This is a genomic window from Wolbachia endosymbiont of Phyllotreta cruciferae (genome assembly GCF_918697765.1).
GTDB classification, from domain to species: domain Bacteria; phylum Pseudomonadota; class Alphaproteobacteria; order Rickettsiales; family Anaplasmataceae; genus Wolbachia; species Wolbachia pipientis.
In genome coordinates this window covers 1,316,017-1,332,243 of sequence record NZ_OU953855.1, presented here as the reverse complement: position 1 = coordinate 1,332,243, position 16,227 = coordinate 1,316,017, and the positions used below count along the sequence as shown (strand labels likewise).

27 protein-coding genes and 1 pseudogene are annotated in these 16,227 nt (G+C 34.4%); all 28 read right to left on the bottom strand.

Translation table 11 applies throughout. The features are described 5' to 3' along the window. Positions 1-656 precede the first annotated feature (656 nt). Positions 657-1,250 (bottom strand): annotated as a pseudogene (locus NL281_RS06195) (M48 family metallopeptidase); the annotation flags it as partial. A gap of 71 nt (positions 1,251-1,321) precedes the next feature. Then, entirely contained in the window at positions 1,322-1,966 is a 645-nt protein-coding gene (gene ribB / locus NL281_RS06190) for a 3,4-dihydroxy-2-butanone-4-phosphate synthase (protein ID WP_007549343.1), read from the bottom strand. Between the two features lie 6 nt (positions 1,967-1,972). Then, positions 1,973-2,467 (bottom strand): transcription elongation factor GreA, encoded by a 495-nt coding sequence (greA, locus tag NL281_RS06185; protein ID WP_077190318.1) that lies wholly within the window; start codon positions 2,465-2,467, stop codon positions 1,973-1,975. 9 nt (positions 2,468-2,476) lie between these two features. Next, entirely contained in the window at positions 2,477-4,018 is a 1,542-nt protein-coding gene (gene atpA / locus NL281_RS06180) for a F0F1 ATP synthase subunit alpha (RefSeq protein ID WP_182320407.1), read from the bottom strand. Continuing rightward, the gene (gene atpH, locus NL281_RS06175) at positions 4,015-4,575 is read right to left on the bottom strand and encodes an ATP synthase F1 subunit delta (protein ID WP_010962742.1); all 561 of its coding nucleotides are present in this window, start codon (positions 4,573-4,575) and stop codon (positions 4,015-4,017) included. The genes atpA and atpH overlap by 4 nt, the downstream gene beginning before the upstream one ends. A gap of 41 nt (positions 4,576-4,616) precedes the next feature. Beyond that, positions 4,617-4,967, bottom strand: coding sequence for a YraN family protein (locus NL281_RS06170; RefSeq protein WP_012673177.1), 351 nt, complete (start codon positions 4,965-4,967; stop codon positions 4,617-4,619). A gap of 23 nt (positions 4,968-4,990) precedes the next feature. Next, entirely contained in the window at positions 4,991-5,419 is a 429-nt protein-coding gene (rplQ, locus tag NL281_RS06165) for a 50S ribosomal protein L17 (protein ID WP_007550873.1), read from the bottom strand. Between the two features lie 7 nt (positions 5,420-5,426). Further along, entirely contained in the window at positions 5,427-6,494 is a 1,068-nt protein-coding gene (locus tag NL281_RS06160; protein WP_253303172.1) for a DNA-directed RNA polymerase subunit alpha, read from the bottom strand. A gap of 21 nt (positions 6,495-6,515) precedes the next feature. Beyond that, complete coding sequence (gene rpsK / locus NL281_RS06155; RefSeq protein WP_065094543.1) at positions 6,516-6,902, bottom strand: 30S ribosomal protein S11; 387 nt, start codon at positions 6,900-6,902, stop codon at positions 6,516-6,518. Between the two features lie 24 nt (positions 6,903-6,926). Continuing rightward, the gene (rpsM, locus tag NL281_RS06150) at positions 6,927-7,295 is read right to left on the bottom strand and encodes a 30S ribosomal protein S13 (RefSeq protein ID WP_253303171.1); all 369 of its coding nucleotides are present in this window, start codon (positions 7,293-7,295) and stop codon (positions 6,927-6,929) included. 59 nt (positions 7,296-7,354) lie between these two features. After that, entirely contained in the window at positions 7,355-7,996 is a 642-nt protein-coding gene (locus NL281_RS06145; RefSeq protein ID WP_182366930.1) for an adenylate kinase family protein, read from the bottom strand. Then, positions 7,993-9,321, bottom strand: a complete 1,329-nt coding sequence (secY, locus tag NL281_RS06140; protein ID WP_010962747.1) for a preprotein translocase subunit SecY — start codon at positions 9,319-9,321, stop codon at positions 7,993-7,995. Before secY ends, NL281_RS06145 begins: the two co-directional genes overlap by 4 nt. A 3-nt stretch (positions 9,322-9,324) precedes the next feature. Continuing rightward, entirely contained in the window at positions 9,325-9,795 is a 471-nt protein-coding gene (gene rplO / locus NL281_RS06135; protein WP_253303170.1) for a 50S ribosomal protein L15, read from the bottom strand. A 3-nt stretch (positions 9,796-9,798) separates the two neighbouring features. Continuing rightward, positions 9,799-10,311, bottom strand: a complete 513-nt coding sequence (rpsE, locus tag NL281_RS06130) for a 30S ribosomal protein S5 (RefSeq protein ID WP_010962748.1) — start codon at positions 10,309-10,311, stop codon at positions 9,799-9,801. 12 nt (positions 10,312-10,323) lie between these two features. Continuing rightward, positions 10,324-10,695 carry a 50S ribosomal protein L18 gene (gene rplR, locus NL281_RS06125; RefSeq protein WP_006279867.1) on the bottom strand — a complete coding sequence of 124 codons (372 nt, stop codon included), beginning with the start codon at positions 10,693-10,695 and terminating at the stop codon, positions 10,324-10,326. Between the two features lie 5 nt (positions 10,696-10,700). Continuing rightward, a complete protein-coding gene (rplF, locus tag NL281_RS06120; RefSeq protein ID WP_007551152.1) occupies positions 10,701-11,246 on the bottom strand; it encodes a 50S ribosomal protein L6 in 546 nt (181 codons plus the stop codon). Between the two features lie 16 nt (positions 11,247-11,262). Next, complete coding sequence (gene rpsH, locus NL281_RS06115; RefSeq protein ID WP_007551150.1) at positions 11,263-11,658, bottom strand: 30S ribosomal protein S8; 396 nt, start codon at positions 11,656-11,658, stop codon at positions 11,263-11,265. Positions 11,659-11,679: 21 nt separating this feature from the next. Beyond that, positions 11,680-11,988 carry a 30S ribosomal protein S14 gene (gene rpsN / locus NL281_RS06110; RefSeq protein WP_006279345.1) on the bottom strand — a complete coding sequence of 103 codons (309 nt, stop codon included), beginning with the start codon at positions 11,986-11,988 and terminating at the stop codon, positions 11,680-11,682. A gap of 16 nt (positions 11,989-12,004) precedes the next feature. After that, a complete protein-coding gene (gene rplE, locus NL281_RS06105) occupies positions 12,005-12,538 on the bottom strand; it encodes a 50S ribosomal protein L5 (protein ID WP_010962750.1) in 534 nt (177 codons plus the stop codon). A gap of 6 nt (positions 12,539-12,544) precedes the next feature. Continuing rightward, positions 12,545-12,862 (bottom strand): 50S ribosomal protein L24, encoded by a 318-nt coding sequence (gene rplX, locus NL281_RS06100; RefSeq protein ID WP_006279347.1) that lies wholly within the window; start codon positions 12,860-12,862, stop codon positions 12,545-12,547. Continuing rightward, positions 12,862-13,221: a 50S ribosomal protein L14 gene (gene rplN / locus NL281_RS06095; RefSeq protein WP_006279348.1), complete on the bottom strand. Its 360-nt coding sequence runs from the start codon at positions 13,219-13,221 to the stop codon at positions 12,862-12,864. Before rplN ends, rplX begins: the two co-directional genes overlap by 1 nt. Before the next feature lie 13 nt (positions 13,222-13,234). Then, positions 13,235-13,471, bottom strand: a complete 237-nt coding sequence (gene rpsQ, locus NL281_RS06090) for a 30S ribosomal protein S17 (protein WP_007549925.1) — start codon at positions 13,469-13,471, stop codon at positions 13,235-13,237. After that, a complete protein-coding gene (gene rpmC / locus NL281_RS06085) occupies positions 13,464-13,667 on the bottom strand; it encodes a 50S ribosomal protein L29 (RefSeq protein ID WP_006279350.1) in 204 nt (67 codons plus the stop codon). Before rpmC ends, rpsQ begins: the two co-directional genes overlap by 8 nt. Positions 13,668-13,678: 11 nt before the next feature. Continuing rightward, positions 13,679-14,092 carry a 50S ribosomal protein L16 gene (gene rplP, locus NL281_RS06080; RefSeq protein WP_182320428.1) on the bottom strand — a complete coding sequence of 138 codons (414 nt, stop codon included), beginning with the start codon at positions 14,090-14,092 and terminating at the stop codon, positions 13,679-13,681. 14 nt (positions 14,093-14,106) lie between these two features. Next, positions 14,107-14,721, bottom strand: coding sequence for a 30S ribosomal protein S3 (gene rpsC / locus NL281_RS06075; RefSeq protein ID WP_253303169.1), 615 nt, complete (start codon positions 14,719-14,721; stop codon positions 14,107-14,109). Positions 14,722-14,760: 39 nt separating this feature from the next. Further along, entirely contained in the window at positions 14,761-15,108 is a 348-nt protein-coding gene (rplV, locus tag NL281_RS06070; protein WP_007549821.1) for a 50S ribosomal protein L22, read from the bottom strand. A gap of 5 nt (positions 15,109-15,113) precedes the next feature. Beyond that, positions 15,114-15,398 carry a 30S ribosomal protein S19 gene (gene rpsS / locus NL281_RS06065; RefSeq protein ID WP_006279181.1) on the bottom strand — a complete coding sequence of 95 codons (285 nt, stop codon included), beginning with the start codon at positions 15,396-15,398 and terminating at the stop codon, positions 15,114-15,116. A 3-nt stretch (positions 15,399-15,401) separates the two neighbouring features. Beyond that, complete coding sequence (gene rplB, locus NL281_RS06060; RefSeq protein ID WP_253303168.1) at positions 15,402-16,226, bottom strand: 50S ribosomal protein L2; 825 nt, start codon at positions 16,224-16,226, stop codon at positions 15,402-15,404. Between the last annotated feature and the right edge of the window lies 1 nt (position 16,227).

Here is a 16,227-nt window from a genome sequence, read left to right as displayed (position 1 = left end):
ACGTTATTCCAACCTCCGTTGTATTGGCATAGCAATTCCTAAACCAGTCACTATATTGCTGACCGCTTCCCCTTGTATGTGGCTTTCCCACACTCTGAGTACTATCAATCAGTCCGACTTCCTTTATATCTTCCGTCAGTACTCGCCTTTGTTGACTTGTTCCAACGTACCTTAATAGGAATACAAAGGATCTCCCAAGTTTACGTAAACTCCATCTCAACACGTGATACGGCCTCAGATCCCGATAGAGTGAGTGATAACTTGCCCTATTGTTACCCTTCTTGCTGTCTTCCACTATATGCAACGTGTCGACCTCTATGACATCGAGAATTTCGGGACTCAATACCTTCACTTTCGTTGTACCCTGTGTTGTCCATTCCACTAGCTTTACTACGCTCGTTACCTTACGCAGCATAGTGGTTTGTTCCAGCCTGCTGGCTAGGCTTTGCCTGGGTTGGATTTTCACCAACTGGACTTTACGCACTTTGCTTGGCGCACGCATGTTTCACCTAAAAAGGACACATTTTAAACTTCTTTGTTGAAATAAAATAGAAACAAAAGTGCTGTTTATTGCACTCTTTGGATAATTTAATGATAAAAAATTTAGAGAGAAATTTTATACACTATCGCTGATATTTTTCCTTAAGTTGACGCCATTGGGTGTTCTCATGCTCAATACTTTTAAAATAATCAAAAATCTCTTTCATACCTGAATTATCATAGCCAGATTCATCAAGATACCTTAAAGCATAGCTATCTGCTACACTTTCTTGCTCTTGAGAATAGTTAAAAAATAGCCTTGAACTAAACGCTACACCACTAAGCAAAATTGCACCAGCAACCTGAGGGTTAATGATAATACTAGAAACTAATCCTACCATATAACTAATCATTGCTATCGATTGAAAATAACCCATAGCACTACTCATTTGCAATATATGACCAGCAGATATGTGAGCAATCTCATGTGCTAATATACCAAGCAGGACATAAGGTTTAGCCAAATATTGTAAAAGTCCTAAATGAATGAAAATACTGTTATTGTTAATTACAAAAGCATTAATCGAATTGTCATTAATTATAAAAACTTTTATTTGCTCATGATCAATATCCGCAGCAGAAAATAAAGGTTGCGCTAGCTCTTTCACTATTGCTTCCACTTCACTATCTCTAATAATGTTAATAGAGTAAGCATTATTATAATATGCAAAAAAGAACAATAAGGTCAAAAACTTAGCAACTCTAAACATGAAAATTCTGTGCTTGTATAATTTATAGAAATTCTATATTTTAACACTTAAATTATACAAATTTATAAACGCTAGTTTAAATTTTTAACGTAACTGATAAGTTTGTCGATGGTAGTTAACTTAATTTTATGTTGTTCAGCAAATTTAAGTAACTGAGGTAAGCGCATCATAGAGCCATCATCATTCACTAATTCACAAATAACTGCTGAATGATCAAACCCTACTAACTTCGCCATTTCAACACTCGCTTCAGTATGACCAGCACGTTGTGCCACCCCACCTTTATGTGCAATTACAGGAAAAACATGACCTGGAGTTATGATGTCATCCTGAGTACCATCCTTGTTGATAGCAGCATGTATAGTTTTCGTTCTATCCTCTGCTGAAACACCGGTTGTAATGCCATAACGTGCATCAATTGATGTAGTAAATGCGGTATGATTTTCACCAATATTTTTCTTTTCCATGAAATTAAGGCCCAACCTTTTCATGTGAAATTTAGTCATTGCTAAGCAAACAACCCCTGTACCGTACCTAACCATAAAAGCCATATGTTCCGGCTTTATTTTCTCAGCTAAGACAATCAAATCGCCTTCATTTTCTCTATTTTCATCATCAACTAAAATGAATAATTTACCGGAACGAGCATCCTCTAATACATCTTCCACAGAAGAAATACCTGGTAGACTCATTGAAGCATAAGTGGCCTGTACCATAATAATTTACTTAAATTCAATCTTAACTATTTTATACAATTTCTCTCCATTTGGCACTGTCACTTCCACATATTCACCGACTTTTTTGCCGATTAAGGCACTCCCAAGTGGTGAACTAGTAGATATTAACTGCTTTGAAACATCAGCTTCATATTCGCCTACAACCTTATAAACATATTCCACTTCACCGTTATTATCACTTAACATGCTTAATGTCACAGTTGCACCAAACATTACTGAATCACCAGACAAATTTTTTACTTCTATTACTTCCGCATGTGAGAGCTTACTTTCTATCTCCATTATACGGCCTTCAATAAAACCTAACCTTTCCCGTGCTGCATGATACTCTGCGTTTTCAGACAAATCACCTTGATCACGAGCATCAGAAATAGCCTGTATCACAGAAGGTTTTTCTTCCTTTAATTTTTCAAGTTCGGCTTGCATATTCTCAAAACCTTCACTCGTTATAGGAAATTTATTAATAATGGATGAAGCCATAATCACCACCTAAACGCAATTAAATTGAGTAACGAAATTACTCACAATGTTAAAAATATCACCTTTTATATCATCACTCATGTCATTTGACAACTTTTTTAAAACCCCAGGATGCACAGTATGAAAATAATTAATAAGATCATGTTCAAATTTATTAATGTAACTTATTTGTATTTTACTTAACTGATTATATAGGTTAGAAAAAATATACATCAGCACTACTTGTTCTTCTATTGACATAGGTAAATGTTGTTTTTGCTTTAATAACTCGACAAGATATTTACCCTTATTCAAGGATAATTGAACACTAGCATCAAGATCAGAACCAAATTTTGCGAAATCTTCTAATTCTCTATACTGAGCTAAGCTTAGCTTTATAGAACCAGCAACTTTCTTCACAGACTTTAGTTGTGCAGCAGAACCAACCCGTGAAACTGACAAACCTATATTTACTGCAGGTCGAAATCCTTTATAAAATAATTCAGACTCAAGAAAGATCTGCCCATCGGTAATTGAAATAACATTTGTTGGCACATATGCAGATACATCACCAGCTTGAGTTTCGACAATTGGCAAAGCAGTTAAAGAACCCTGCCCTTTTTTATCAGACATTTTAGCAGCTCTTTCAAGCAAGCGAGAATGTACATAGAATATATCTCCAGGGTAAGCTTCACGACCAGGAGGACGTCTGAGCAATAAAGACATCTGCCTATATGCCACAGCATGCTTAGATAAATCATCATATATAATCAAACAATGCATTCCATTGTCACGGAAAAATTCCCCAATAGTGCAACCAGCATAAGGTGCTAAAAATTGCATAGGCGCGCAGTCAGATGCACTAGCCACAACTACAGTTGTATACTCTAATGCTCCGCTTTCTTTCAGCTTATTTACCACTTTTGCTACTGTTGAAATTTTTTGCCCAATAGCAACATAAACACAGTAAACTTTTTGATTTTCGTTTACCTCATCGTTAATCTTCTTCTGATTGATAATAGTATCAAGCGCAATAGTAGTTTTACCAATTTGTCTATCACCAATAATTAATTCACGCTGCCCTCTACCTATTGGAATTAGCAAATCTATAATTTTAATTCCTGTTTGCAGTGGCTCATGCACAGACTTACGATCAATAATGCCTGGCGCTTTAGATTCTATATCCATTCTGTTTTTGGCTCTAATTTCCCCACCGTCGTCCATAGGATGGCCCAACGCATTTACAACTCTCCCTAACAATTCATGCCCTACAGGCACCTGCACAACATCACCACTACATTTTACAACGTCCCCTTCTTTCACATCACGGTCATTACCAAGCACAACTATTCCAGCCGTATTATGATCTAAATCGAGAACTATTCCTTCTACACCACTTGCAAAAAATACCTTTTCACCGAATTTTGCTTTTTCCAGCCCATAAACCAATGCGATACCATCTGTTACTGAAATTACTTCACCTATATTTTCCCGCTTTATAGGATTATCAAACGTCTCAACCTTTTCTCTTATTATACTTGCTATCTCAGAAACATTCATACTGTTCTTCATACAAAATTCCTTACTTTTAATATTTCCATTTTACTTAAGTCAACTAACCTATCCAAGTAACTTTTTAGCGAAGCATCGATCAAATTAAAACCATACCTAACTACGAAGCCACCTAGTATAGAAGGGTCAACCACATTGCTTACTTTTATTATTTTACCAAGAAAGCTCAAAGATTCAGTAATTATTTTTATATCAGATTCCTTTAAAGTTTCTGCTGACTTTATAGTAATTTCGAATTCATTTTCATTTTCTCTTGCAAGACTTAAGAATTTTTCTAATATAAGGATCAATAAACTAGAGCGTTTATTTGCAAATATAACCATAATAAATTTTACTAAATTCTCACTCAAGTGCTCATTTATAGAAAGCATCACTTCTTTTTTGTGTGCAAAAGAAATCATAGGATGAGATAGGTACACAAAAACATCACGTTGATCCTTAAAAAAAGCCAACAAAAATTCTACTTCTTTCCTTATAATACCTAACCTGCTTCCTGAGACATGAAATAGCACTCTAGCGTAAGATGAAACTAAATTATTGTATTGGGTCTTTTTCATATTAAATCCAGTAAATCTAAATTAATTCAGCTACAAATCTTTCATTCTTCAATCCAAGCATTTTTTATATAAACAGGTCTTCTCTTTAAGGAAAGAAAATATAAATCATATCTGACTGAATAATCTAAAAAACTAAGGTTTTTACTTAAGAAATACTTAGAAGAATTTATAATAGACTGACATTGAAGATGAGATATCGGTATTTCTTTTCCAAGTAAACTTGTTTTAACTTCTATAAAAATCAGCTCCTTTTTTTTAGATACAATTAAGTCAATTTCACCGAACTTACAACGGTAACGGCGTTTTATAACATTATACCATTTCAGTTTTAAATATACTAAAACTAATAACTCGCCAAAGTAACCTACAAAGTAGCGTAACCTACTTACCACAAGAAGAACAATTATGATAACAATTAACTTTGTGTAACTACTTTGCCTCCTTCTTTATTTTTACTATAAACCTTACCTCTTGCTGCAATATCCCTATCAACCAGTTCTATCACTGCCATTGAAGCGCAATCACCCTTTCGAGTGCTAAATTTTATTATTCTAGAATACCCACCTTTACGATCTTGATAACGGCTGGCTAAGACGTTTAATAACTTATCAACTGCTAACTTACTATTATGAAGGCGTGAAAGCAAAAGTCTTCTACCATGTAAAGTATTCTTATTCTTAGCAATTGTAATAAACTTTTCGACATATGGACGAAGTTCCTTAGCTTTTGGTAAAGTAGTTACAATCTGCTCATGGTTAATTAATGAGATAGATAGATTCTTTAACGTCGATAATCTATGTTCAGTACAACGAGATAGTTTACGTTTTTTTATTCCATGTTTCATATATCACCTAATCTTCATCAGTATGTTGTTTAGCCAACTCATCTATATCCTTAGGTGGCCAGTTTAGCACATTCATACCCAAAGACAAGCCAAAATTAGTCAAAACTGCCTTAATCTCATTCAAAGACTTTCTGCCAAAATTAGCAGTTCTTAACATTTCACCTTCTGTCTTTTGCACAAGATCACCTATATAAGTGATGTTTTCGTTTTTCAGACAGTTATGAGACCTGACAGATAATTCCATTTCATCTACCTTACGCAATAAGACAGGGTCATAACCCAAATCTTTAGCACCACTAGACGAAGAAACCTGCGATTTTTTATAACTTACATCAGAACTAATAAAGGGCTGAAGTTGCTCCTGTAATATTCTTGCAGCAGAGTCAACAGCTTGACTCGGAGAAATTGTACCATCAGTTTCAATTGACAATATCAGCTTATCCTTATCAGTCACTTGGCCAACACGACTGTTCTCTACCCTGTACGAAACCCTGTTGACAGGGCTATACAAAGCATTAACTGGAATAAAACCAATTAAATCCTGTTCACCCATAAGCTTCAAAAGTTCATTTTCTTTATATTTAGTTACAGGAAGATAACCTTTTCCGCTAGCCACATATATGGTCATGTTAAGCTCCACATTTTGCCCCAGCGTACATATTAACAAATCTTTATTAACAATAGAGCATTGATCATCAGTTTCTATCATCCCAGCTAATACCTGGCAAGGCCCTTTAGCGTTTAAATTTAAGCATTTATTAGAAGCACCATTTAATTTACACCTCAACATACCCATATTTAATACTATATCAGTTACGTCTTCTCTCACCCCTTGAATTGAAGTGAACTCATGAGTTACACCTTCAATTTTTATTCCATAAACAGCACTACCTTTAAGAGAAGATAACATTACACGTCTTAATGCATTACCTAATGTTAAAGCAAAACCACTTTCCAACGGTTCTAGCACTATATCACTTTTTTCACTTGAATCATCTGATATTACCTTAACTGAACTAGGTTTAATCAATTTATCTAAATTGCTACAGAGAGAAACATCATTATTATAATACATAAAACAACCTTTTCAAATATCCTATACTCTTCTTTTTTTTCTTAACCTGCACCCATTATGAGGAATTGCGGTTTTATCTGCAATTGAAGTCACAGTCAACCCACAGCTCTGAAGTGCTTTAACCGCAGCTTCGGTACCAAAGCCAGGACCGCGAATTATTACAGAGACAACCTTCATACCAAATCTCTCCATTGCGTTCTTCGCAGCAGACTCCGCAGCCTTACCTGCAGCATAAGGTGTGGATTTTCTCGAACCTGAAAAACCACATGCACCCACAGAAGTTTGACATAGCGTATTACCATGAACATCAGTTACATTTACAAAAGTATTATTAAAAGTTGCACGAATATGGACAACACCAGTAATAAACTCCTTCTTACTCTTACCAACCGTTTTGACTTTTTTCATTAAAACTCACAATAATAATAAATTTTATTTTTTCCCAGCAATAGGCAACCGAGATCTACCTTTACGAGTCTTAGCATTAGTATGAGTCCTTTGCCCTCTCACAGGTAAACCTTTTCTATGCCTCACCCCTCTATAGCATCCCATTTCCACTAAAGATTTTATGTTCATAGCCACTTCTTTTCTGAGCTCACCTTCTATAACATAATTTTGTCTAATGAAACCGCTGATCTTTTCTATATCTTCATCTCGTAATTCTGAAACACGTTTGCGCTTATCAACTTCGCAAGCGTGACAAATTACATTCGCAGTAACAATACCTATACCATATATATAAGTTAATGCAAAAGGAACACATTTCCTCACTGGAATATTTATGCCTGCAATACGTGCCACTGGTACCTCGATACTTTATTAATAACAACTCTTAATTTATACCATAAAACAACTCAGAGTCAAACCAAATTACAAGAAATTTTACTTTCAATCTCTTGCGTTACCTCATCAACACTCAAATTAGCGTCAATTGTTAATAATTTGCCTTTATAATACTCGCGTAAACCTTTCATTTGAAGGTGATATTCACTTATTCTCTTATTAATTGCAGACATATCAGCATCATCAATTCTTTTCTCTAACCTCGTACTTTTACATTTAGCACAAGTAGTACTCTTAAAAGAAGATACACTATATATGCTTTTACAGTCCAAACACGCGAGACGATTTTTTAACCTATCGATTGCAATATTATCGTCAAGCTGCAGCTCAACTACAATGTCAACATCCCTATTATATTTTTCTTGCAAAACTTGAGTCAAAAAATGAGCCTGGTTTAAATTTCTCGGAAAACCATCTAATAAGCAATTATCATCCACTAATGCAAGCTGGTCACGTAATAATCCACATATAATTTCATCTTGAATTAAATTACCAGATTCCACGGTACCCTTTATTTTTTTACCTAACTCATTACTGCTAGATATAATATTCCTTAATAAATCCCCTACTGAAATTAATTTTAAATTATATTTTGCTATTAACAAGCTTGACTGAGTACCTTTACCAGAACCTGGAGGACCAAAAATCGTAATGATCATCTTACTTTCCTCGTTTTAGACTCATATTTCTTTATCCAGTTGTCGTACCTATTTGAAAAAATATAAGATTGTATTTGCATAATAGTATCAGTAATAACGTTCACTATAATCAGTAAGCTCGTCCCACCAAAAATAAATGGTATATCATAATAATATCTCATAACTTCAGGTACAGTACATATGACTACCAAATACGCAGAGCCAATGAATGTCAACTTAAAAACTATATCTTGAAGGTAATCAGAAGTATGTTTCCCAGGCCTTCTACCAGGTATAAAACCACCATTTTTTTTAAGAAAATCTGCGTTTTCCTCTGGATTAAATATAAAATTGGTATAGAAAAAATTAAAAAATACTATCAGCACCAAATAGGCTACAATATATACTACTTTATTTGCCATAAAGTAATTCAAAATAAAATCAGAAAAAGCGTGCCCCTTATAGAAATTTGCAATTGAAATAGGTGTCAATAAAATTGCATTAGCAAAAATGGTTGGTACTACACCAGATAAATTAATCTTCAATGGAATATAAGTAAAATCGTCATTATGTAATCTTTTAAATTGCTTTTTAGGATGTTGAACAATAACCTTTCTATAAGAAGACTCTACAAAAATAACTAAGAGTAGCAGCAAAAAAAACAATACCAAAACAAAAAGGATAATAAATAACGATACGCTACCGTTTTTATTTAACGTTAACAAAGATGACAAAGCGCTGTGTAACTCTGATATTATACCCGTGAAAATGATTAATGAGATACCATTGCCTATACCGCTAGCGCTGATTCGTTCACCAAGCCATATTAAAAGCATAGTTCCACCTAAAAGGCTGAAAACACCTATTGTACGAAACATAACACCAGGTTCGATTACAACCAATACCCCTTCCCTATTCATCCCTTCCAATCCAACCAAAATTGGAATTGATTGAAATACACAAATTACTATGGTCAGATAGCGTATATAAGAATTCATCTTTCTACGGCCTGACTCTCCATCATTCTTAACTTCCTTCATTCCTTTAATCGCAGAAGAAAGTAACTGAATAATGATAGAAGCCATTATATATGGCATAACGTTCAATGCTAGAATTGTCATTCTAGCCAATGCACCACCAGAAAATAAATTAAATACTCCAAAAACGCCTGAGCCATCTTTGGGAAATATATCATTAATTACATCAAGATTAATTCCAGGAATAGGCACATAAGTACCCAAGCGATAGCAAATTAAAGCTATTAGCGTAAAAAATATACGCTTTAATAAATCGCCTTTATATAACAACGTAGGATCCAAGCTATTAAATGCTGATTTATTGCCCATGACTTACGATAGTATTTCCACACTACCACCAACTGAAGCTACAGATTTTTTTGCAGCTTCTGACGCAAAATCAACACGAAACACAAATTTTTCGCTCAACTTACCTTTATTAAGAAGTTTAATTTTATCCTTAATAGACTTTATAAAACCTAATTTATACAGCCTCTCCTTATCTATAACAGAGTCTTTCACTATTTTTTTAGCTTCCATTAAGCGCTGTATATCGCCAACATTAATTATAGAGTATATGCTCCTACGTATAGGCTTAAAACCTCTTTTAGGCAAACGAGTATATATAGACTGTTGTCCACCCTCAAAACCATTTATAGAAACTCCACTTCTAGCCTTCTGCCCTTTATGCCCTCTACCGGATGTTTTACCTTTACCACAACCGATACCTCTACCCAGCAACTTAGGCTTCTTTTTCTTAGATAATTTAGTAAATATAGAGTTTAATTTTACAGCATTATTCATACTTTACCTGTTTCCAACTATCTCGCTAATCTTTTTGCCTCTTTTGCTTGCTACCTGACGAGGAGATAACATACTATCAAAAGCCTTAAACACCGCACATATAACGTTATGAGGATTATTTGATCTAGTGGATTTAGCTACCACATCCTTTATACCTAACACCTCAAAAACTGATCTAATCGCTCCACCAGCAATAATACCTGTTCCGGCTCTTGCGGTTCTTAAAACTATCTCACCAGAACAAAATTTAGCTTTAATATCATGATGCAAAGTTCTACCTTCACGCAAGTACACTCTAATCATTGATTTCTTTGCAGCATTTACAGCTTTGACTCTTGCTTCAGCAACTTCTGCGTGCTTACCTATTCCACACCCTACCCTACCCTTCTCATCGCCAACAACAACCAAAATTGAAAATGAAAATCTTCTACCACCTTTGGTAACCGTTGTCACTCTTCGTACCGAAACTAAAAGCTCTGATAAATCATTATTATTTTGTAAATTCTTTATAGCCATATTCAAAACCTTCTAAAATTCAAATCCAGAACTTCTTAAAGCCTCAGCAAATTGAGAAACTAATCCTGTGTATTTATACGCTCCACGATCAAACGTAAGCTGCTGCTCTAATTTCATGCCAGACAGACGCTCAACCATTAAAGAAGAAACCTGTTTTATAGTTTCAGCGTTGACTTTCCCTTTACATACATCCTTAATTTTAGCATCCAAAGTAGAAGCTGAAGTGAGAGTTATTCCTTTTACATCATTAATTAACTGGACATAAAAATGCCTATTAGATTTAAATATGGATATACGTAAACGTTCAGCGCTCTTGTCAAGCTTCGCTCTATTACGTAACTTCCTTTTTTCAGAATTACTTAAAAAATTATACGATCTTTTCATTTTTATTACTTCTTTTTACTTACAACCTTACGCAGCATAAATTTGCCTTTTATTACAACACCCTTACCTTTATAAGGATCATATTTTCTAATTTTGCATATATCAGACGCCACCATATAGACCTTCTGCTTATCCATACCACTAACTACTAAGTGAGTTGGCTTTATGCACTTAATCTCAACATCTTTAGGCACTTTATATTTAACATTATGGCTATAACCAAGATATAAAGTCAAATACTTACCATCACACTCTGCCTTATATCCCACACCGTTAATCTCAAGATTAACAGAAAAACCATCAACCATGCCGTTAATGATATTATTAATATTACTCCTATAAGTGCCCCACATAGGCTTTATTTTATCATAATTATCTTTATCTTGATCAACAGAAAGCAATAGCTGATTATCAATAATCTGACACACAACATCCCTGATCAAGCTAACTTCCTTTTCAGCCTTAGCACTCTTTATTAACATACTACCATTATTATATTCAACTGAAACACCAGCAGGAATATTGATAGGAGCAGCACCTATACGAGACATGAATTTCTCCTATTATTTAAAACACACGACACAAAACTTCTCCACCAACCTTTAACTTATGTGCATTATAATCAGTCATCACTCCTTTGGGTGTCGATATAATAAAAATACCAAGACCATTATATGCTTTAGAAATGTCCTTATACTTAGAATAACGACGACAACCAGGCTTTGACACCCTAACTATGTCACTAATTACAGGTGACTTCTCATAATACTTCAATTTTACAATGAAAGAAGGTAAATTATCTACAACTTGCTTTTCATAATCAAGGATATACCCTTCCTCTTTTAAAATCTCCAATATAGAAGAATTCATCTTAGAAAATAGTACCCTTGTTGCCCTATGCATTGCCAATTGAGCATTACGTATCCTTGTTAAAAAATCACCAATACTATCAGATAACGCCACAATATACTCCTTATATTATATTTACCAACTAGACTTTGTAACTCCTGGAATTTGCCCAAAAGAACATAAATCACGCAAAACAATTCTACATAAACCAAATTTTCTATATACTCCTCTTGGTCTCCCAGTTAAAGCACACCTATTTCTAATTTTGGTTTTAGAAGAATTTCTAGGCAATTTTTTAATTAATTTATTTTGAGCTGTAAACCTTTCTACAATAGACAAATTCTTATTATTTATTATAGATTTCAATTTTTCTCTTTTTTCTTTATATTGATCGCACAACTTTATTCTGCGAAGATTTCTTTCTATCATAGATTTTTTTGCCATATATTTCTCCTCTCAATTAATCAAAAAAAGGAAATTTAAGAGCCAGTAATAATTCCTTTGCTTCCTTATCACTAACTGCACTTGTTATAATATTAATATCCATACCTCTAATTTTACTTATTTTATCATAGTCTATTTCTAAAAACGAGATATGTTCCTTTATACCAAAGGAAAAATTACCATTACCGTCAAATTGCTTCACACTAAATCCTCTAAAATCTTTTTCCCTTGGCAAAGCAATATATATCAATCTTTCTAAAAACTCATACATTTTATCTCTACGCAAAGTTACTTTGCAACCTACTGTAGCACCTTTTCTGATCTTGAAGCCAGAAATAGATTTTTTTGCAAAAGTTGATAAAGGCTTCTGCCCAGCAATCAAATATAGGCTATCAAGTGGTTCATTTATTGCTTTACTATCTGTAGCAGCATCTCCAACGCCCATATTGATACACACCTTGACAAGTTTAGGCACTTGCATTATATTGCCGTAATTAAACTTATCCTTCAAGGACTTTACTATGCTATCTTTATACAATTCTTTAAACATATCAACCTAATCTATCACTTCTCCAGAAACTTTTGCAAAACGCACTTTTCTACCGTCTATAACCTTAAACCCCACTCTAGTTGGAGTTTTATATTTAGGGTCCAATGTTGCAACGTTGGATATATCAATAGCTAACTCTTTATTTAATATACCACCACTACTACCAGCTTTTGGTTTAGTATGTCTCTTATGCACATTCACTCCAGAAACAATTACTTTCTTTTTAGCATCACGTGCTATAACTTTGATTACCTTACCAATTTTTCCCTTATCTTTACCAGTTAAAACTATAACGTCGTCACCACTTTTTATTTTAGCACTCATTATAAAACCTCAACAGCTAATGACATTATCTTCATAAAAGAACCAGATGATAACTTTTTTACCGGACCAAACACCCGAGTGCCAAGTGGTTCACCTTGATCGTTAATCAAAACTACAGCATTGCTAGAAAAACGAATTACAGAACCATCAGATTTTCTAATAGGGCTTTTCACCCTCACCACAACTGCTCTATATACTTTTCCCTTCTCAACTTTCCCTCTTGGAGTAATAGATTTAGTAGATACAATAACTGTGTCACCTATAGATGCAGACTTTCTACCACCCAATAAACCAATACAAAGCACTGCACGCGCGCCAGAATTATCAGCTACTTCCAACAATGTATTTTTTTGAATCATATAAATATCCTATTCAATGTGAGCTATTAACAATAACCCATTTTTTAGTAGTAGAAATAGGCTTGTGTTCTTGTATTAAAACCTTGTCCCCTTCTTTACAACTATTATTCTCATCATGTGCTGTATACTTCTTGTATTTTTTTATAACCTTTTTATACAGCTCATCCTTATACACTTGTAATACCGAAACCTTTACAGTCTTATCACACTTAGCCTTAGTTACAGTACCACAAAAAACCTTTTTAGGCATTCTTTTCCTCTCTTCTTCTTTTATTTAATGTAGTTAAAATACGAGCTATGCTCTTTCTTATTAAGCTAAAACGCGAAATATTGTTGCACTGGCCCAGCTTCTTTTGAAAAACCAAATTAACAAACTCTTTTCTCAAATTCACAAGAATTTCATGCAATTCTTGCGAGGACCTCGATTCAATGTCAGCTATATCCATTGCAACTCCATTTAATTATGATTAGATACAAATTTACACTTCATAGGAAGCTTAGCAGTTGCCTTTTCAAGCGCCAATCTTGCTAAATGCATGGGAACATCACTGCTAATTTCAAACAACATTCTACCGGGCTTAGCTTTAAATACCCAAAACTCAACACTACCTTTCCCTTTACCCATACGCACATCCGCCGGCTTTTTACTAACAGGGGTATCAGGAAAAATTCTTATCCACACTTTACCAGAGCGTTTTAATGTTCTAGATATTACACGCCTTGCAGTTTCAATATGCTTAGATTGAATCCTACCTGCTTCCATAACCTTTAGACCATAATCTCCAAAAGATAATGTGCTACCACCTTTCGTGTTACCCTTAATTCGTCCTTTAAATACTTTTTTATATTTACTTTTTTTAGGAACAAACATTTCAATATACCTAATTAGCTACCAATATAAACCCAGACCTTAACTCCTATGATGCCATATATAGTTTTTGCTTCAGCAAAAGCATAATCTATATTAGCACGTAAAGTATGCAAAGGCAAACGGCCTTCTTTATACCACTCAGTACGAGCTATCTCAGCTCCGCCAAGGCGCCCAGAACAACTTACTTTAATACCTCTAGCACCCATCCTCAAACAACTTTGAATAGCTTTTTTCATCGCTCTTCTAAATGAAACCCTTTTTTCTAACTGCTGTGCAATGCTGTTTGATATTAAAACTGCATCTATTTCAGACCTTTTAACCCCTACTACATTCACTTCCACATTATTTTTTACTTTTTCAGCTATCTTTTGCTTTATCTTCTCAATATCCGAGCCTTTCTTACCTATTATCACTCCAGGTCTAGAAGAATGTATTATTACAGATACCAAATCGATCGTACGCTCTATAATTACTTTAGAAACACCAGCATGCTTAAAAGATTCATTTATATAACTGCGAATAGACAAATCTTGATGCAACCCTTGTTTATAACCCTTCTCAGCATACCAAATAGATGACCAAGTATTAATTATTTTTAACCTAAATCCTTTAGGATTAACGTTTCCCATATTTTTGCACTTTCCTTATTAATTTTCTATTTTTATGAATCATATAATTTCCCCCAATTTTACAGTTATATTACTATAACGTTTACTAACTCTATTAGCTCTACCCATAGCTTTTGGACATACCCTACGCAAAGTAAGAGACTTACCTATTAAAATTTCTTTTATATATAAATTATCGATATCCAATCCATAATTTTGAGCATTAGCAATCGCAGAATTTAATACCTTCCTTATAAGACCTGCAGCTTTCTTTTCACAAAATCTTAATTGCACAGTGGCAAAAGAAACTTTTTTATTACGTACTAAACCAGCAACCAAATTCAATTTACGAGGAGTTGATTTTAAAACCCTAGAACCAGCTTTAACTATTACATCTCTGTTTTTCATATCAATTACCTTCTTGTCGCCTTTTTATCACCACTATGCCCAGTAAATTTACGAGTGGGTGAAAACTCACCAAACTTATGACCTATCATATTCTGATCATTAACATTCACAGGAATGTAATCCTTACCATTATAAACAGCAAACTTTAAACCTAAACAATTAGGAAGAATTACAGAAGCCCTGGAATGAACTTTTATAGCCATGTTAACAAACCCCTTGTTTAAAGCATTATTCACCGACTTTAATATAGAAGGATGACAAAAAGGAGGCTTCCATGCAGATCTACTCATAAACTAACCTTTCAATTGTTTTATATACTTATCACTAGATTTATTTCTCCTTCGAGTTTTCTTTCCTTTTGTTGCAACACCCCAAGGAGTAACAGGATGACGACCACCAGAGGTTTTTCCTTCCCCGCCTCCATGAGGATGGTCAACCGGATTCATTGCAACTCCACGTACAGTAGGTCTAATCCCAAGCCACCTACTTCTCCCAGCTTTACCCAACTTTCTATTCTTATGGTCAGGGTTAGATACTACACCAATAGTAGCCTTGCAAGAAGATAAAATCAACCTAATTTGACCAGACCTGAGTCGTAATAAAACATATTGGCCATCACGACCAACGATTTGTGCATAACAACCAGCAGCTCTAGCAATCGCAGCACCATTACCTGGCTTCAGCTCAACATTATGAACGAAAGAACCAACAGGTATATGCTTGAGTAGTAAACAATTCCCTGGCAAAATATCAGCATCATTCCCAGCTGTAACAACATCACCTGGCTTCATACCTTGAGGAGCTAATATATAAGACTTAATATCATCTTCCTTATATGATATTAACGCCAAAAACCCACTTCTATTTGGGTCATACTCTATTTTTTCAACTATACCTTGACCACTTCTATTACGCTTAAAATCTATCATTCTATACTTCTTTTTGTGACCACCACCCCTATGACGAGTTGTAATTCTACCATGATTATTTCTTCCACCACTGGACTTTTTACCGGATGTAAGAGACTTTTCTGGCTCATCTTTTGATAAACCAACTTTACTTACTAACACAGTCCCACGAGAAGACGGAGTAACAGGATTAAAAAATTTCATACCCATA

Bases quoted from the DNA above. Each gene is read 5' to 3' on its own strand.
- ribB (WP_007549343.1), bottom strand. From the start codon at position 1,966: ATGGTACAGGCCACTTATGCTTCAATGAGTCTACCAGGTATTTCTTCT.
- greA (WP_077190318.1), bottom strand. From the start codon at position 2,467: ATGGCTTCATCCATTATTAATAAATTTCCTATAACGAGTGAAGGTTTT.
- atpA (WP_182320407.1), bottom strand. From the start codon at position 4,018: ATGAAGAACAGTATGAATGTTTCTGAGATAGCAAGTATAATAAGAGAA.
- atpH (WP_010962742.1), bottom strand. From the start codon at position 4,575: ATGAAAAAGACCCAATACAATAATTTAGTTTCATCTTACGCTAGAGTG.
- rplQ (WP_007550873.1), bottom strand. From the start codon at position 5,419: ATGAAACATGGAATAAAAAAACGTAAACTATCTCGTTGTACTGAACAT.
- NL281_RS06160 (WP_253303172.1), bottom strand. From the start codon at position 6,494: ATGTATTATAATAATGATGTTTCTCTCTGTAGCAATTTAGATAAATTG.
- rpsK (WP_065094543.1), bottom strand. From the start codon at position 6,902: ATGAAAAAAGTCAAAACGGTTGGTAAGAGTAAGAAGGAGTTTATTACT.
- NL281_RS06145 (WP_182366930.1), bottom strand. From the start codon at position 7,996: ATGATCATTACGATTTTTGGTCCTCCAGGTTCTGGTAAAGGTACTCAG.
- secY (WP_010962747.1), bottom strand. From the start codon at position 9,321: ATGGGCAATAAATCAGCATTTAATAGCTTGGATCCTACGTTGTTATAT.
- rplO (WP_253303170.1), bottom strand. From the start codon at position 9,795: ATGAATAATGCTGTAAAATTAAACTCTATATTTACTAAATTATCTAAG.
- rpsE (WP_010962748.1), bottom strand. From the start codon at position 10,311: ATGGCTATAAAGAATTTACAAAATAATAATGATTTATCAGAGCTTTTA.
- rplR (WP_006279867.1), bottom strand. From the start codon at position 10,695: ATGAAAAGATCGTATAATTTTTTAAGTAATTCTGAAAAAAGGAAGTTA.
- rplF (WP_007551152.1), bottom strand. From the start codon at position 11,246: ATGTCTCGTATAGGTGCTGCTCCTATCAATATTCCTGCTGGTGTTTCA.
- rpsN (WP_006279345.1), bottom strand. From the start codon at position 11,988: ATGGCAAAAAAATCTATGATAGAAAGAAATCTTCGCAGAATAAAGTTG.
- rplE (WP_010962750.1), bottom strand. From the start codon at position 12,538: ATGTTTAAAGAATTGTATAAAGATAGCATAGTAAAGTCCTTGAAGGAT.
- rplX (WP_006279347.1), bottom strand. From the start codon at position 12,862: ATGAGTGCTAAAATAAAAAGTGGTGACGACGTTATAGTTTTAACTGGT.
- rplN (WP_006279348.1), bottom strand. From the start codon at position 13,221: ATGATTCAAAAAAATACATTGTTGGAAGTAGCTGATAATTCTGGCGCG.
- rpsQ (WP_007549925.1), bottom strand. From the start codon at position 13,471: ATGCCTAAAAAGGTTTTTTGTGGTACTGTAACTAAGGCTAAGTGTGAT.
- rpmC (WP_006279350.1), bottom strand. From the start codon at position 13,667: ATGGATATAGCTGACATTGAATCGAGGTCCTCGCAAGAATTGCATGAA.
- rplP (WP_182320428.1), bottom strand. From the start codon at position 14,092: ATGTTTGTTCCTAAAAAAAGTAAATATAAAAAAGTATTTAAAGGACGA.
- rpsC (WP_253303169.1), bottom strand. From the start codon at position 14,721: ATGGGAAACGTTAATCCTAAAGGATTTAGGTTAAAAATAATTAATACT.
- rplV (WP_007549821.1), bottom strand. From the start codon at position 15,108: ATGAAAAACAGAGATGTAATAGTTAAAGCTGGTTCTAGGGTTTTAAAA.
- rpsS (WP_006279181.1), bottom strand. From the start codon at position 15,398: ATGAGTAGATCTGCATGGAAGCCTCCTTTTTGTCATCCTTCTATATTA.
- rplB (WP_253303168.1), bottom strand. From the start codon at position 16,226: ATGGGTATGAAATTTTTTAATCCTGTTACTCCGTCTTCTCGTGGGACT.